Below are 14,565 nucleotides of genomic sequence, written 5' to 3' on the forward strand. Positions count from 1 at the left end.
TTGATTGATTTTAAGTGTGTCGCGTCGGGCTTGTTTACAGTCCGTAAGAGGTGCTATAGTGTCAATCTGTTGCTAATTGTACGCAACAAATAATTGGAGTCATGCCTGAGTGGCCGATAGGGGCACCCTGCTAAGGTGTTAGTCGCGTAAGCGGCTCGAGAGTTCGAATCTCTCTGACTCCGCGGATTACTCCGGATTGCTTTTTGCAGTCCGGAGTTTTTGTTTTTTTGTTTGTTACTTATGTAACTGCGTTTCTGCGCTGATAACGAATAAATGGGGTTTTGCGTTGTTAGTGCAGTGGGCAATCTGCGTTAGTAACGAATAAATGGTGTTTAGTGTTACTGGTGCAGTAATCACTCTGCGCTGGTAACGAATAGGTGACGAGGGAGTTTGCGCGTGCGTGGGGGCGCACGGCGTGTCGCGCAAGAATGGCGGTTTTTCAAGGGTTTGCGGGCGGTGTTGGGCGGCGGACGCGAGTTTCCTGAGAGTTTTCTGGGAAAAATCTTTGAAAATCGTGAAATTGACATTTTTACGAAAAGTAATACGTAATACTGTATTTTTTACTGTTAAAAATAGTTTGACTGAAATATTTTCGTAAAAATATAAATGTTTTCTGTTAATGGGCTGCGTGCCTGCTCTTGACTTTTTCGAACGGGGGGGGGGTATCTTAAATAGCAAGCGCCGGTCGGTCCTAGTTTGACAGGCGTGTGTAGCTCCGCTTGGAGCTGCATAGCAAATTTTTCTTCGTGTACCTAGCACGAAGGAGAAGAAGAAAGGAAAATATTATGTTGAATAAGAAGGCTATCGCCGCACTTGCTGCTGGCGCCACCCTCGTTTCCGGTTTGGCTTTCGCTGCCCCAGCTTTCGCTGAAAATGCTCCTGCTGCTGGTGATCAGGGTCATGCTGCTCCTGCTGCTGGTGATCAGGGTCATGCTGCTCCTGCTGCTGGTGATCAGGGTCATGCTGCTCCTGCTGCTGGTGATCAGGGTCATGCCGCTCCTGCTGCTGGCGATCAGGGTCATGCCGCTGCTGCTGCTGATGATAATACCTTATATGTTCCTGAAACTGCTGAAGCTCTTGCTGAGCGTTTGAATAAGGAGAAGGCAGATAAGGCTAAGGCTGACGAGAATGATAAGTATGAGCATTCTCCTTATGGCAACAAGGACATGGATTACAAGAAGTGCGTGAAGCTTTACGGTGAAGATGATATCGCTTGCAAAGCTGTGGCTGACTATCTCAAGCGTCATGGTCAGAAGGTTGATGACAAGAAGGCTGATAAGAAGGCTGATAAGAAGGCTGCTCCATTGGCTAAGACCGGTGCTGCTGTAGCTTTGGCTGCTGTTGCTGCTTCCGTGCTTGCTGGCATGGGTGCTGCTCTTCGCAAGATCCGTCACTAAGCTTTTAACACGTTAATTCGTGTTGATTGTTTAATGGTTTGTTTGTGAGCGCACTGTATGTGAGTATGGTGCGCTCACTTGTTAAATCTTTCACTCAACGTGCTGCAAGGGCTTTATGTTTTTGCGGCGGGTTTGCTTTCGGGCTTTTGCATGATTCTACTGTTTTGCCAAATCTCTTTCTTTACAGTGTGATTATGTGCGGTTTGTTAGTGTAACTGTTGAGTGTAGGCCGGTTTTGTTTATTAGGGAAAACGATCCGGTTTTGTTAAAGGGCTTGGGTTTGGCACTGTAGGGGTGCTATCTCCAAGCCTTTCTTCGTATGTAGATTCTTTTTTAGTGTAAGCGACCAAAACTGCTCGGCGGTGAGTAGTTTATGCCGCCTACGTGCGCAATTTCGACCAAAACGACTCATTCGTGAGTAGTTTATGTCGTTTTTTAGCCAGATTCCGACCAAAACTGCGCAAGGGTGAGTAGTTTGAGTCGCTTTTGCGGAAGATTTCAGGTTATTTCCCAAATTGTGTATTTGTGCATAACTTTTATCCAAATCCTACCTTTTAACCACAATACTAAAAAAATATTTACGCAAATCTTTTCTAAAGTCATAGTTGATGTCATGAGCGCTTACTTTAGTGCTCAATGCAAATAGAAAATTATGCTCATAATTCGCTATTGCATTAAGGGTTGGGTTAAAGGAGATTTTTATGGAAACATATTTGGGGAAGCATACTAGTTTTAGTTGTGCGAATAAATTGCGAAACCTCATGAAACAAAAAAATATTCGCAAAATGTTGGCATTGTTTACTTCCGCGGTACTAGTTCCTTCGGTACTTTGTTCGCAAATTGCTATGGGATCTGTCAATAATTTAACGGGTTATTATTACAAAAAGTCGAATACTGTTGAATGGTTAAGTGAAAAGATTGGAAGGCTAAGACTTGGTCCTGTTAGGGATAATTGGGAAGGCCGAAAGAATGCTTTTTATTGCATGGAATCTTCCGTGTTTGTAGATTACAAAGGCGAATTTAAGCAGATGAATGGTGAAGATTATCGTATTGCTGCAAATATTATTAAAACACACAACAATAATGACGATGATTTAACTCAGGCTGCTTTGGCGTTTATGGTGCATAATCATTTTGATATTAATCAGAACAGATGGAAGGAGGCTGTTGAAAACGGATTTATAGGCGTTGAAACAGAAACTTTAAGGAATAAGGCAGATGAGTTGTGGCAACAGGGTGTTAAAGAAACTCCGGTTAAGGCTGTGCTAAAAAATGATTACACTAAGGGCAAGCGCGTTGGTGTAATGCATATTAGTCTGCAAAATTCCAATGGAGATTCTTTAGGCGGAGTACCTATTAAAGTAAAATCCTCAAATAATCTTATTAAATTTGCTAACGGATCTGAGTCTTTTGAAGGAAAATCTAAAAAAGAAGGTTTAGATATTACTTGGAACGCACTTGATGCTGGAAACGCTCGAATTGAAGTTTCTTTTAATGCGCCAAAAGCTGAACGTTTATTCTCTCCAGATGGTCAAGATGTGATGAAAGCTTTTGAGAATACGTGGTATCCGCAAGATTTTTCTTTTGGTGTAGAAAAAACTTTCCAGCCGTTGCTTAAGTCGAAAATATCAAAGCATGAGCTGCGTGCAGGAGAGCAGGTAGATAGTACTGTAACTAGCGGTGTTGCGGGAAATGATTCCTGGCCAGAAAATGTTCATCTTCGCGCGCAAGGCTACTATTTTGTAGGTTCTGCTGAAGATATTTTGCATATTCAACAGCGAAATAGTGGTGAATCTGCTAAAGAGTACTTGAATCGCATGCGCTCTATGCCTAATTTACGTCAAGTTGCTGCGGCTAAAGCTAATTTCTCTAATTCTGGAGAAACTATAACTGCACTAGCAAAACGTGCTAATGGAGATATTACAGCATCTGATCTTGATAAAGCAGAAGCTTATAAAGTAAATGATTTAGAAGCAGGTTTGTTTGGCACATGGGTTTGGATTATTTCTCGCGATTCTCAGAATAAATCTGACCGAGAGTTTTTGAAAGATGATGTTGTGCAGCTGTTTGGTTCTACCGACACTACGGCTGTTCATCAAGCAACTGTAAGTTCAGATATTGTTGCTAAGCAGCAAACTGTTGGGCTTAATACGGAAATTGTTAATGAGATTACTGTAAGAGGTCTTCCTGAAACTTACGGATCTTTTAAGGGGAATAACAGTTACGGCTTTAATGAAGATAAAAAAGCGCATATTCGCGTTTGGTGGGCTGGTGCAGGTAGTGAAAATCCTACTAAAAAAGATAACGAAAATTATATGCCTGGATCTAAAGGCGAGCCGTCTTATCAAGAGCCAAAAGAAGATAGTCATCATCGTTTGATTGCTAAGTGGGATGTTCCTGCAGTTAATGGCGTGTACAAGATTGGCAACGGAAATATTACGCTTAGGCCTATTGCTGGAACTGATAGGTCTACTACTGAGCCGAAAGTTTTGGAAAATAATGTGCATATTCGTGCCGATAAGAATAGTGCTTCAGGATGGTATGTGTTTGTGTACGATTTTCCTGGATCTTCGCGCGCTGTAGCTTATAAATCGGCGTACGACAATTTGTGGAGCCGCACGTATGTGGAACCAACTGCTTTGGTTCATCCTGTATCTGTGACAACTAGAGTTAGTGACGATAAAGTGCAGGTTGGAGAAAAGTTCCATGACAATGCTCGTATTACCGGTGATGTTCCAAAGGGAAGTTACGTAGTATTTAGCGCATATGCGTACGGTGATGATAATGCTGACGATAAATCCAGGTCTTCTTCGCTAAAGTCTAATGCAGAAGAAAAAGGAAAGGCAAAAGAAAAAGCAAAAGAAAAGGCAAAGGTAAAAGCAACTGATGCGCCTCATGCTTCACCGGCTGCTAACTCTGTAACATCTGCACAAAGCGATGAGATTATGCCTGAATCGCGCGTAAATATTACGGATAAGCAATCTGAAGATAGCAAGAAATCTCCGATTACCGTTAAATCTGCGGATATTACTTTGAACCACGACGGAATTGTTTATTGGAAAGCGGAAGTTTTCGATGCTCAAGGTCATCCTTTAGCTACTCATGTTTTGGGTGTAGAGGGTGAAACTGTGCAGGTAATGGATAATTCTGCGCGTTCTTATGGAGACCAGAATCAGAATGATCAAGCTGATTTTGATAATCAAGGTGGCAATGGTGAAAACGACAAAAGTGGTAAAGGCGGTGCAGGCGGTAAGTCTGATGCAAATTCAAATTATCCAATTGATCTAAAGAATTTTGGTTTTGCGGATGGCAATAATGGGAATAACGATAAGAGTGGAAAAGGTAATACACAGTCTACTCCGAACAATTTGGATGAATTGTCGGATAACAGATTAGATAAAGATGGTAGTGATGAAATAACAAATACGAACCCATCTTCACTGGCTGTTACTGGCGTTTCTGGTGCGACTGTAATGCTTCTTTCACTAACAACGCTAACATTCGCTAGTGGAATGTTCCTAGGGAGATTTGTTGCTGTAATTCCTAGACACGGACGCAAATTCGACAATGCGCGTCACGGTGGTGCTCGCCAATTGAAACGTAGATTGGTATAGTACTTATTTATAGGAATATTCGGAATTTGGCGCGTTAATCTTATGCATATTTTCAAAAAATATGATTAGCGCGTCAAATTTTTGTTGTAATTACTTTACAATTTGCGCATAATATGATTAGTATGTCAACTTGTACTATGTTGAATATGACGTTATAACATGTAGGTTAGTGTGTTTTTATAGAAGAGGGAGCAGCAATGAAAGATTATGATATTGATAAAAATAAACTGTTAGTACGCTTGCATAGAGTGCAAGGGCAGCTTAATGCTATCAATACTATGATTGAGAAAGATGCTGAATGCAAAGATGTTCTTATGCAACTTTCTGCTGCAACAGCTGCATTGCATTCTTTAGCTGTGCTGACTGCTCGTGAGCATGTCAATAGTGATATACATCATGCTGTTGAAACAGGTACGGTTGAAAGCGCAAAGCAAGCAATGGAAGATGTTACTGAGATTATTGATCGTTTGCTTCGCTACGAAAAGGCGTAATATATAGTGCCAGATTCGCATACTGTTTCGCGTACTGTTTTGCGCACAGTGAAAGAAGATTCTTCTAATCCTGCACATGATGCGTTTGTTGAGAAAAAATCAGAATTTATTGGCAATATTTGTCATATAACAACTCTTGATGAAGCTCTTGATTTTGTGCAGTCGGTTAAAGTTGCGAATCCTAAAGCGCGTCACGTTGCGTATGCTGCTATCTGCGGAATGCGTGGAGCGCAATTATGCGAACGAATGAGCGATGACGGCGAGCCTGCTTCAACAGCGGGAAAACCAATACTTGATGTTTTACGCTCAGCGAATTTAACCGATTGCGTAATAACAGTAACGCGCTACTTTGGCGGTATTTTACTTGGCTCGGGCGGATTAACACGCGCTTATGCTAGGTCTGCAAGTATGGCAGTCGCAGCAGCAAAAATCGTAGATATTGTTTCTTGCATTAGCTTTGCTTGTAATCTTAAATATCAGCAATTGCGCATGTTGCAGCATATAGTCAATCAAGTAGAAGGCGCGATTGACAGCGAAAATTATGGGGCTGATATTACTCTAAATATTTCCGTACCAACTTATAAATCGGAAGAATTTCTTTTGCTAGTTCGAAATGCTTTTTCTGGGAGTGTTGTTCCTGAAGTGTTGTGCCGAAAGCAGATGGTACTCTAAGTAATAAGCTAATCGACATAAAGCGTTAAAGGTGATTTTATGAGTACGAATAATCAAGAGCAGTCAAATAATGATGCAGAATATGAGCCTTTAACCGCAGTATATGAGCATTTGCGCCATAGTGAAGATTCTGCAGAACTTCACGAATTTGCTAGACGTAAGTTGCCAGATAGGTCTGATCAAGCCGCGTTTTCTAGGGCCACTTCTTTACTAGAAGCTGTTGCTGGGAACGCAAATACTCCAGAAGAAGACAGAATCTACTTAGCTACTTCAATGCCTTTTCCAAATATATTAGTGAAACTTTCAGAAGATTGCGCAGATGATGTTCGTCTTGCTGTTGCTGAAAATCACGATGCTAAAAATTGGTTAGTTGGAAGACTCACAAAAGATTCTTGCCCTAAGGTTCGCGATGCTGCATTGTGCAATCCAAAAGCATCTTGGAAAATGCGTTTAGAAGGTGCGCAAGTAGATGGCGTAAGTGCGAAAACCTTGCAATATCTTGCATCTCTTGGAATAAGTATAGAAGAAAACGCTCCAAGCGTATTGGCAACTATGGTGCGTAGAGCAGTTGCGCTAAATCCTGGAGTTCCGCAAAATGTTTTGCAAACTTTGTGTGACGACAAGTCGGAAGACGTGGCTTTGGCGGCGCGCGGTCGTTGCTTTCGCGAATAATGGGAAACATGAATAATACAACAGAAGAAGTGACAGAAGCGTCGCCACTGCATCGCCTAGCAGAATTAATGGGCGTAGGTGTGCGTTACGTTGGTTCCGACAATAAAGAATATGAAATTCAAGATAATGTATTGGTGTCTGTTTTAGCCGCATTAGGCGTAGATGCTTCTAGCGATGCTGCAATAGAAAAATCTATGCAAGATGCTTTGACTTACCGTCACGGCCGTATTGTTGCTCCAACGGTTTTGCATACTGTTGGCAAGTGCGATGAAGTAACTGTGAATACTGGAATTCTTGAGTATCCAGCGGCAACTATCACGTTGGAAAACGGCGAACAGTATGAGGGTGAACTAGAAATCGTACCTAACGATAACACCACTGCATACCCAGTAAATGGCAAGTTTGTAGCTACGTCTTTAATTAAAATTCCTGAAGATTTGCCAATGGGCTACCACACTTTGCGAGTAACTGTTGGAGAGCGTCAAGAAGAAGCAACACTTATTAGTGCTCCAGAAAGCATAACTACACTTGATTCTCTTGAAGCAAACGGTGAGCAGCTTTGGGGATGGATGGCTCAGCTTTATTCAATTCGTTCTTCAAAGTCTTGGGGTGTTGGCGATTTTGCAGATTTAGCAACTCTTCTTGCTGAAGCTAAGAAAAAAACTGGCGCTGACTTTGTATTAATTAACCCAATGCATGCAGGTGAGCCTGTGACTCCACTTACACCATCTCCGTACCTGCCAGTTGCTAGGGGAATGGTAAACGTAACGTATATTCGTCCAGAAAGTATTCCTGAGTACGAAACGTTAAACGATAAAACTCGAAAAGAAGTCGAAAAATTACATTCCCAGGTGGAGCCTCTTAATAACGATGCTCAAATCATTGATAGAGATTCTATGTGGCGCGTAAAAATGCGCGCACTGTGGCTGATTTTCAAGGCTGGAATGCCAGAAAATCGCACTCGTGTTTTTGATGAGTTTAAGCAGGAAATGGGCGAGCGTCTTGAATCCTACGCAACATGGTGCTTGTGCTACGACAAGTGGGGTGCTCCAAAGGGTGACGATTGCTGGGAGAAGACTCTTACTAAGGATTCTGACCAAGTGCGCGAATTAGCTAAGCGCTTCCCAGATACTCTTGAGTTTTATCGTTGGCTTGAATGGGTTGCTTTTACTCAATTGCATGATGCTCAAGTTGCTGCACGCGAAGCTGGAATGAAAATCGGCATTATGTCAGATATGGCTGTTGGTGTGCATCCTGCAGGATCTGAAGTTTGGTGGAATCCAGAGAGATTTGCTAACGGTGCTACAGTTGGCGCTCCGCCTGATTACTTCAATCAGCAGGGTCAGGATTGGTCGCAGCCTCCACTGCATCCGTTTGAGCTTGAGCGTACCGGTTTTAAAACATACCGAGACATGGTTCATGGAATGTTTGCTTCTGCTGGTGCTGTGCGAATTGATCACATTCTTGGACTTTTCCGCTTATGGTGGATTCCAGAAGGTTCAGCTCCAAGTGGTGGTGCTTACGTTTACTACGATTCTGATATTATGCTTGGCATTTTGGCAATCGAAGCCGCTCGCGCTCACGGTGTAGTTGTTGGTGAAGATTTGGGTGTTTTGCCTGCAAATGCTTTGGATGTACTGCGCAAGAAGGCTGTGCTTGGTTGCACGGTTGAATGGTTCGAGGTGCAAGATGGCGAATTCCGTTCTCCAGATAAGTGGCGCGAGATGACACTTGCTTCTGTAAATACCCACGATATGCCTCCTGCTGCTGGTTATTTGCGCTATGAGCAGGTTAATATTCGTGAGCGTTTGCACTTGCTTACGGGTTCTGTTGAAGAATTCCGCGCTGGAGCTGAAGCAGAGCATCGTGCCATGATGCGAATGTTGGTGAAGGACGGTTATTTGGATGCTCAGTTGCTTGAGGATGAGGATGCTCATACTCAGGAGATTATTGAGGCATTGTACCGCGCTTTGAAGGATGCTCCTTCACGTTTGCTTGCTGCTTCTTTGGTTGATGCAGTTGGTGAGTATCGTACGCAGAATCAGCCTGGAACTAATAATGAGTACCCGAATTGGCGTATTCCGTTAGCTGATGGTGACGGCAATCCGGTGTCTTTGGATACTATGTTTGATTTGCCTCGTGTGCGCTCGCTTGCTGCGATTATGAATGCATAACATCTTGTGATTTATTTTGTTTAGCAATTTGTTGAGCAATTTGTTTTGTATTCGTCTCAGCCTTATATAAAATAGACACTTGCAAGTAGTCGCCACTTGGCGATATACTTGCAGATTGTTGTGTTTCCCTAAGGGGTCCTTCAAAGCGCTTTTCCCACTCGCCATCGAGGACTTTCAGGGAGCCCACGGATTATGAGTAACGTATTTTCTATAAACCAAGAAAATACAACGCTCGAAACACAATAGAGAAAAGGTACGATTGTGAAGACTTTCACACCGAAACCAGCAGATTTGACTCATGACTGGTACATCATCGATGCCACTGACGTGGTACTTGGTCGTTTGGCCTCTCAGGTAGCAATCTTGCTGCGTGGTAAGAATAAGCCAACGTTTGCTCCTCATGCTGATTCTGGCAATCACGTTATTATTATTAACGCTGAAAAGATTGCTTTGACTGGCAATAAGTTGAGCAAGGAACTGTATTCCCACTCTGGTCGTCCAGGCGGCCTTCGTCGTGATAGCTATGAAGAGCTTTTGGAGAAGAATCCAAAGCGTATTATCATGGCTGCTGTCAAGGGCATGCTTCCAAAGAATCGTCTTGCTAAGGTGCAGCTTGACCGCCTTCGTGTGTTCACTGGCGCTGAGCATCCGCACACTTCGCAGAAGCCACAGGTCTTCGAGATCGCTCAGGTCTCTCAGCAGGCTAAGTGAGATCAAGGAGAATAGATATGGCAGAAAATAACAACTCCGCGGTTCTTGAAAACGAAGAAGAACTGACTAGCTACACTACTGAAACTAACGCTGGTGCAGGCACCGGCACTTCCGCAATCGAGCCAGGCTACGGCACTGGTCGTCGTAAGGAAGCTGTTGCTCGTGTACGTTTGGTTCCAGGCTCTGGTAAGTGGACCATCAATGGTCGCACTTTGGAAGAGTACTTCCCATCTCGCTTATTGCAGCGCGAAGTGAATTCACCAATCGTGTTGCTCAAGCTTGAAGGCAAGTTCGACGTCGTAGTCCTCGTTGACGGCGGCGGCACTACCGGCCAGGCTGGTGCTATTCGCTTGGGTGTTGCTCGTGCATTGAATTCCATCGATCGCGATGCAAACCGTATTGCTTTGAAGAAGGCTGGCTTCTTGACTCGCGACGCTCGTGTTGTGGAACGCAAGAAGGCTGGTTTGCACAAGGCACGTCGTGCACCTCAGTTCTCGAAGCGTTAAGTTTCGCAGAATATATATTTTACAAAATGGCTTCAGGCTTTTGCTTGGGGCCATTTTTGTATATCAAAATCTAAATATCAAAATCTATATAAAAAAATAAAACGAACGTAAAAGTAAGCAAAAGTACTCAAAAAACGAACATAACTCTACCGTGCTCAATCATAAATAGCGCAACTCGCTGCAAAGATGCAAAAGTACAGTAAAACGGCTAAATTGTGACTTGTATCACATATTTACTTACTGTGAGTAACAACAGGCAAAAAAATTTGCTATTAACGTCGTTATTAACGTCGTTATTAATGCCGTTGGTAAAGATCAAGGAGGACTACTCATGGTTGAGGCACAGAATAAGGCCGAAACAGAGTCTAAAACCGTCGATGATGTTGAATTAGCAGCACAGCAAGAGGTTGATCAACTTGTTGAAAAAGCATCACATGCTTTAGATGAATTTGAAAAGCTTAATCAGCAACAAATTGATCATATTGTAGCTAAAGCATCTGTTGCAGCGCTAAATAAGCATTTGGTTCTTGCAAAAATGGCTGTTGACGAAACTGGGCGCGGTCTTGTTGAAGATAAAGCAACAAAAAACATTTTTGCATGCGAACATATTACGCATTACTTGGCAGGGCAGAAAACAGTTGGAATTATTCGCGAAGACGATGTTCTTGGAATTGACGAAATCGCTGAGCCAGTTGGTATTGTTGCAGGCGTAACTCCAGTTACAAACCCAACTTCAACAGCAATTTTTAAGTCGCTTATTGCACTAAAAACTCGCTGCCCAATTATTTTTGGATTCCATCCTTTCGCGCAAAAGTGCTCTTCTGAAGCAGCTCGAATTGTTCGTGATGCAGCGGTTGCGGCTGGAGCTCCAAAAGATTGCATTCAGTGGATTGAGCATCCTTCTATTGCTGCAACTGGCGCTTTAATGAAACATCCGAAGATTGCAACAATTCTTGCAACAGGCGGTCCTGGAATGGTAAAGGCTGCGTATTCTTCTGGAAAGCCAGCTCTTGGTGTTGGAGCTGGAAATGCTCCTGCATATGTTGACAGCGATGTTGATATTTCGCGTGCTGCAAACGATTTAATTCTTTCAAAGCATTTTGATTACGGAATGATTTGCGCAACCGAGCAGGCAATTATTGCGAATAAGGACGTATATGAGCCATTACTTCGCGAATTGAAGCGCAGGAAAGCATATTTTGTTAATGCTGATGAAAAAGCTAAGCTTGAGCAATATATGTTTGGCTGCACTGCATATTCTGGAAATACTCCAAAACTTAACTCCACTGTTCCAGGAAAATCTCCTCAATATATTGCTCACGAAGCTGGATTTGAAATTCCGGAAGATGCTGTGATTTTGGTTGCTGAGTGCAAAGAAGTTGGTGAGATGGAGCCGCTTACTATGGAAAAGCTTGCTCCTGTTCACGCAATGCTTCGCGCTGAAAATAAAGAACAAGGTTTTAAGATGTGTGAACAGATGCTTGTGCATGGAGCTGGTCACACTGCTGTAATTCACACAAATAATCAAGATCTTGTGCGCGAATATGGCGTTCGTATGCATGCTTGCAGAATTGTTTGGAATTCTCCTGGATCTCTTGGTGGCGTTGGAGATATTTATAATGCTATTGCTCCTTCGCTTACTCTTGGATGCGGATCTTACGGTGGAAATTCCGTTTCTGGCAACGTACAGGCTATAAATCTTCTTAATATTAAGCGTATTGCACGAAGGAATAATAATATGCAATGGTTCAAGATTCCGGCTAAAACTTATTTTGAGCCGAATGCTATTCGTTATTTGAGGGATATGTACGGCGTTGAGCGCGCAGTTATTGTGTGCGATAAAGTTATGGAGCAGCTTGGCGTAGTAGATAAGATTATTGACCAGCTTCGTGCTCGGGATAATCGCGTTACTTTCCGCATTATTGATTACGTTGAGCCTGAGCCAAGCGTTGAAACGGTTGAGCGTGGCGCAGCAATGATGCGTGACGAATTCCAGCCAGACACAATTATTGCTGTTGGTGGCGGTTCTCCAATGGATGCTTCTAAGATTATGTGGCTTATGTATGAGCATCCGGAGATTTCTTTCGCTGATTTGCGTGAAAAGTTCTTCGATATTCGTAAGCGCGCATTTAAGATTCCGCCTCTTGGTGGCAAAGCTAAGCTTGTTTGCATACCAACTTCTTCCGGAACTGGATCTGAAGTTACGCCTTACGCTGTTATTACAGATCACAAGACTGGATACAAGTATCCTATTACGGATTACGCTTTGACTCCAACGGTTGCAATCGTAGACCCTGTGTTAGCTCGTACTCAGCCGCGTCGTTTGGCGTGCGATTCTGGTTTTGATGCCTTAACTCACGCTATGGAAGCTTATGTTTCTGTTTACGCAAATGATTTTACGGACGCTATGGCGTTGCACGCTTCGAAGCTTATTTGGGAAAATCTCAACGATTCTGTGAATTGTGAAGATTCTCAGCGCAAGGTTGAGGCGCAAGAAAAAATGCACAATGCCGCTACTATGGCTGGAATGGCATTTGGTTCCGCATTCCTAGGTATGTGCCACGCTATGGCTCATACTATTGGTGCTTTGTGCCATGTTGTACACGGACATACGAACGCAATTTTGCTGCCTTATGTTATTCGCTACAACGGTCAGATTCCGCAAGAGCCAACTAGCTGGCCAAAGTACAATCATTATATTGCGCTTGAAAGGTATCAGGAGATTGCTAAGAATCTTGGTGTAGATCCTGGTAAAACCCCTGAAGAAGGCGTGGAAAATCTTGCTCGCGCTGTTGAAGAGTATCGAAATGAAAAGCTTGGAATGGACGCCTCGTTTAAGGCTTGTGGCGTAGATGAAGAGTACTACTGGTCGATACTTGACAATATTGGCATGCGCGCTTACGAAGATCAGTGCGCTCCTGCAAATCCTCGTATTCCACAAATTGAGGATATGAAGGATATTGCGATTGCTGCGTATTATGGCGTTTCTCAAGAAGAAGGCCATCGTATACGCTTGGAGCGTGAAGCCGCATAATTTTTGCGTATTTAGTTAATAATGGCAGAAGCTAAACTAATTGTAGTTTCTGCCATTTTTTGTTGGAAAATAGCCGACACGCCCTGTTTTTAATAATCGAAGGTTGATGGTTTAATTACTTAGTTGCCTGTTTTAAGGCTCGCATATTGTAATTAAAAAAAGCGAGCGCGGAAGCAAAAACTTTGAATCGAATTTTTTTGTATGAATAGGTTTTTGATGCCGCGCACTGATGTGGAATTGCCCTAGGGGTTTATTCTCGCCGGTGCCCTTGAATTCAGGTTGGTAAACAGTAAACGAATCGCTAGAAAGGGCGGACGGCAATGGCGGGACAGAAAATCCGCATCAGGCTTAAGTCCTATGACCATGAGGTCATCGACCAATCGGCGAAGAAAATCGTCGAGACGGTGACGAACGCGGGCGCCACAGTGGTGGGTCCGGTTCCTCTGCCGACCGAGAAGAACGTGTTTGTTGTTATCCGTTCTCCTCATAAATACAAGGATTCTCGCGAGCATTTCGAGATGCGCACTCATAAGCGCCTCATTGACATCGTAGATCCAACGCCAAAGGCTGTGGATTCTTTGATGCACATTGACCTGCCTGCGGATGTAAACATCGAGATCAAGCTGTAGGAAGGGGGAGAAAATGTCGCAGAATAAGAATCGCACTGCATTGCTCGGCCGCAAGCTGGGTATGTCGCAGGTTTGGGATGAGAACGGCTTCTTCGTCCCCGTAACTCTGGTTGAAGTTGCTACTAACGTAGTTACCGCTGTAAAGACTGTAGAGTCTGACGGTTATTGCGCAGTACAGCTCGGTTATGGCCAGATTGATCCTACCAAGGTGACCAAGCCATTGGCCGGTCATTTTGCAAAGGCTGGTGTAACTCCTCGTCGTCACCTCGCTGAGGTGCGCACGGAGAACGCAGCAGATTATCAGCCAGGTCAGGAATTGACTGCTGAATTGTTCGCTGAGGGTTCTGAAGTAGATGTCACTGGCACTACCAAGGGTAAGGGCTTTGCTGGCACTATTAAGCGTTGGGGCTTCAAGTCCTATCGTCGTACTCACGGCTCGCACAAGAACGAACGTCGCCCAGGTTCTGTGGGCGCTTGCGCAACTCCAAGCCGCATTTTGAAGGGCAAGCGTATGGCTGGTCGCATGGGTCATGTGACTTCCACCGCGCTTAACCTCACCATCGTTTCTTCGGATGTCGAGAACGGCATTCTCGCTATTAAGGGCGCTATTCCAGGTCCTAAGGGCGCAATCGTTCTCGTCCGTTCGGCAGTGAAGGGAGCCTGAT

Annotated in this window: 11 protein-coding genes and 1 tRNA gene; all 12 read left to right on the forward strand. The window is 43.7% G+C overall.

The features are described from left to right. Window positions 1–95 precede the first annotated feature (95 nt). Window positions 96–182, forward strand: a tRNA-Ser gene (locus tag HXT35_RS04675). A 603-nt stretch (window positions 183–785) separates the two neighbouring features. Further along, window positions 786–1,397 (forward strand): peptidase, encoded by a 612-nt coding sequence (locus HXT35_RS04680; protein WP_421787949.1) that lies wholly within the window; start codon window positions 786–788, stop codon window positions 1,395–1,397. Between the two features lie 701 nt (window positions 1,398–2,098). Continuing rightward, window positions 2,099–5,011, forward strand: a complete 2,913-nt coding sequence (locus tag HXT35_RS04685) for a peptidase (protein WP_421787951.1) — start codon at window positions 2,099–2,101, stop codon at window positions 5,009–5,011. Between the two features lie 197 nt (window positions 5,012–5,208). Continuing rightward, on the forward strand, window positions 5,209–5,502 hold the full coding sequence (locus tag HXT35_RS04690) for a metal-sensitive transcriptional regulator (protein WP_421787953.1): 294 nt from the start codon (window positions 5,209–5,211) through the stop codon (window positions 5,500–5,502). Window positions 5,503–5,508: 6 nt separating this feature from the next. Beyond that, a complete protein-coding gene (locus HXT35_RS04695; RefSeq protein WP_421787955.1) occupies window positions 5,509–6,174 on the forward strand; it encodes an IMPACT family protein in 666 nt (221 codons plus the stop codon). 39 nt (window positions 6,175–6,213) lie between these two features. Beyond that, window positions 6,214–6,846 (forward strand): AbrB family transcriptional regulator, encoded by a 633-nt coding sequence (locus tag HXT35_RS04700; protein ID WP_421787957.1) that lies wholly within the window; start codon window positions 6,214–6,216, stop codon window positions 6,844–6,846. A gap of 8 nt (window positions 6,847–6,854) precedes the next feature. Continuing rightward, window positions 6,855–9,020, forward strand: a complete 2,166-nt coding sequence (gene malQ, locus HXT35_RS04705) for a 4-alpha-glucanotransferase (protein WP_421787959.1) — start codon at window positions 6,855–6,857, stop codon at window positions 9,018–9,020. 261 nt (window positions 9,021–9,281) lie between these two features. Then, on the forward strand, window positions 9,282–9,731 hold the full coding sequence (gene rplM / locus HXT35_RS04710; protein ID WP_004129067.1) for a 50S ribosomal protein L13: 450 nt from the start codon (window positions 9,282–9,284) through the stop codon (window positions 9,729–9,731). A 17-nt stretch (window positions 9,732–9,748) separates the two neighbouring features. Next, window positions 9,749–10,237: a 30S ribosomal protein S9 gene (gene rpsI / locus HXT35_RS04715; protein ID WP_004129066.1), complete on the forward strand. Its 489-nt coding sequence runs from the start codon at window positions 9,749–9,751 to the stop codon at window positions 10,235–10,237. A gap of 331 nt (window positions 10,238–10,568) precedes the next feature. After that, the gene (gene adhE / locus HXT35_RS04720) at window positions 10,569–13,271 is read left to right on the forward strand and encodes a bifunctional acetaldehyde-CoA/alcohol dehydrogenase (protein WP_421787961.1); all 2,703 of its coding nucleotides are present in this window, start codon (window positions 10,569–10,571) and stop codon (window positions 13,269–13,271) included. 320 nt (window positions 13,272–13,591) lie between these two features. After that, entirely contained in the window at window positions 13,592–13,900 is a 309-nt protein-coding gene (gene rpsJ / locus HXT35_RS04725) for a 30S ribosomal protein S10 (protein WP_003808013.1), read from the forward strand. 13 nt (window positions 13,901–13,913) lie between these two features. Further along, window positions 13,914–14,564 (forward strand): 50S ribosomal protein L3, encoded by a 651-nt coding sequence (rplC, locus tag HXT35_RS04730; protein ID WP_004129064.1) that lies wholly within the window; start codon window positions 13,914–13,916, stop codon window positions 14,562–14,564. Window position 14,565 lies beyond the last annotated feature (1 nt).

Source organism: Gardnerella sp. DNF01141 (genome assembly GCF_049244255.1).
GTDB classification, from domain to species: domain Bacteria; phylum Actinomycetota; class Actinomycetes; order Actinomycetales; family Bifidobacteriaceae; genus Bifidobacterium; species Bifidobacterium vaginale_E.

Excerpts from the sequence above, each read along its gene's own strand:
- HXT35_RS04700 (WP_421787957.1), top strand. The coding sequence starts at position 6,214 with ATGAGTACGAATAATCAAGAGCAGTCAAATAATGATGCAGAATATGAG.
- rpsJ (WP_003808013.1), top strand. The coding sequence starts at position 13,592 with ATGGCGGGACAGAAAATCCGCATCAGGCTTAAGTCCTATGACCATGAG.
- HXT35_RS04685 (WP_421787951.1), top strand. The coding sequence starts at position 2,099 with ATGGAAACATATTTGGGGAAGCATACTAGTTTTAGTTGTGCGAATAAA.
- HXT35_RS04690 (WP_421787953.1), top strand. The coding sequence starts at position 5,209 with ATGAAAGATTATGATATTGATAAAAATAAACTGTTAGTACGCTTGCAT.
- adhE (WP_421787961.1), top strand. The coding sequence starts at position 10,569 with ATGGTTGAGGCACAGAATAAGGCCGAAACAGAGTCTAAAACCGTCGAT.
- malQ (WP_421787959.1), top strand. The coding sequence starts at position 6,855 with ATGAATAATACAACAGAAGAAGTGACAGAAGCGTCGCCACTGCATCGC.
- HXT35_RS04680 (WP_421787949.1), top strand. The coding sequence starts at position 786 with ATGTTGAATAAGAAGGCTATCGCCGCACTTGCTGCTGGCGCCACCCTC.
- rplC (WP_004129064.1), top strand. The coding sequence starts at position 13,914 with ATGTCGCAGAATAAGAATCGCACTGCATTGCTCGGCCGCAAGCTGGGT.
- rpsI (WP_004129066.1), top strand. The coding sequence starts at position 9,749 with ATGGCAGAAAATAACAACTCCGCGGTTCTTGAAAACGAAGAAGAACTG.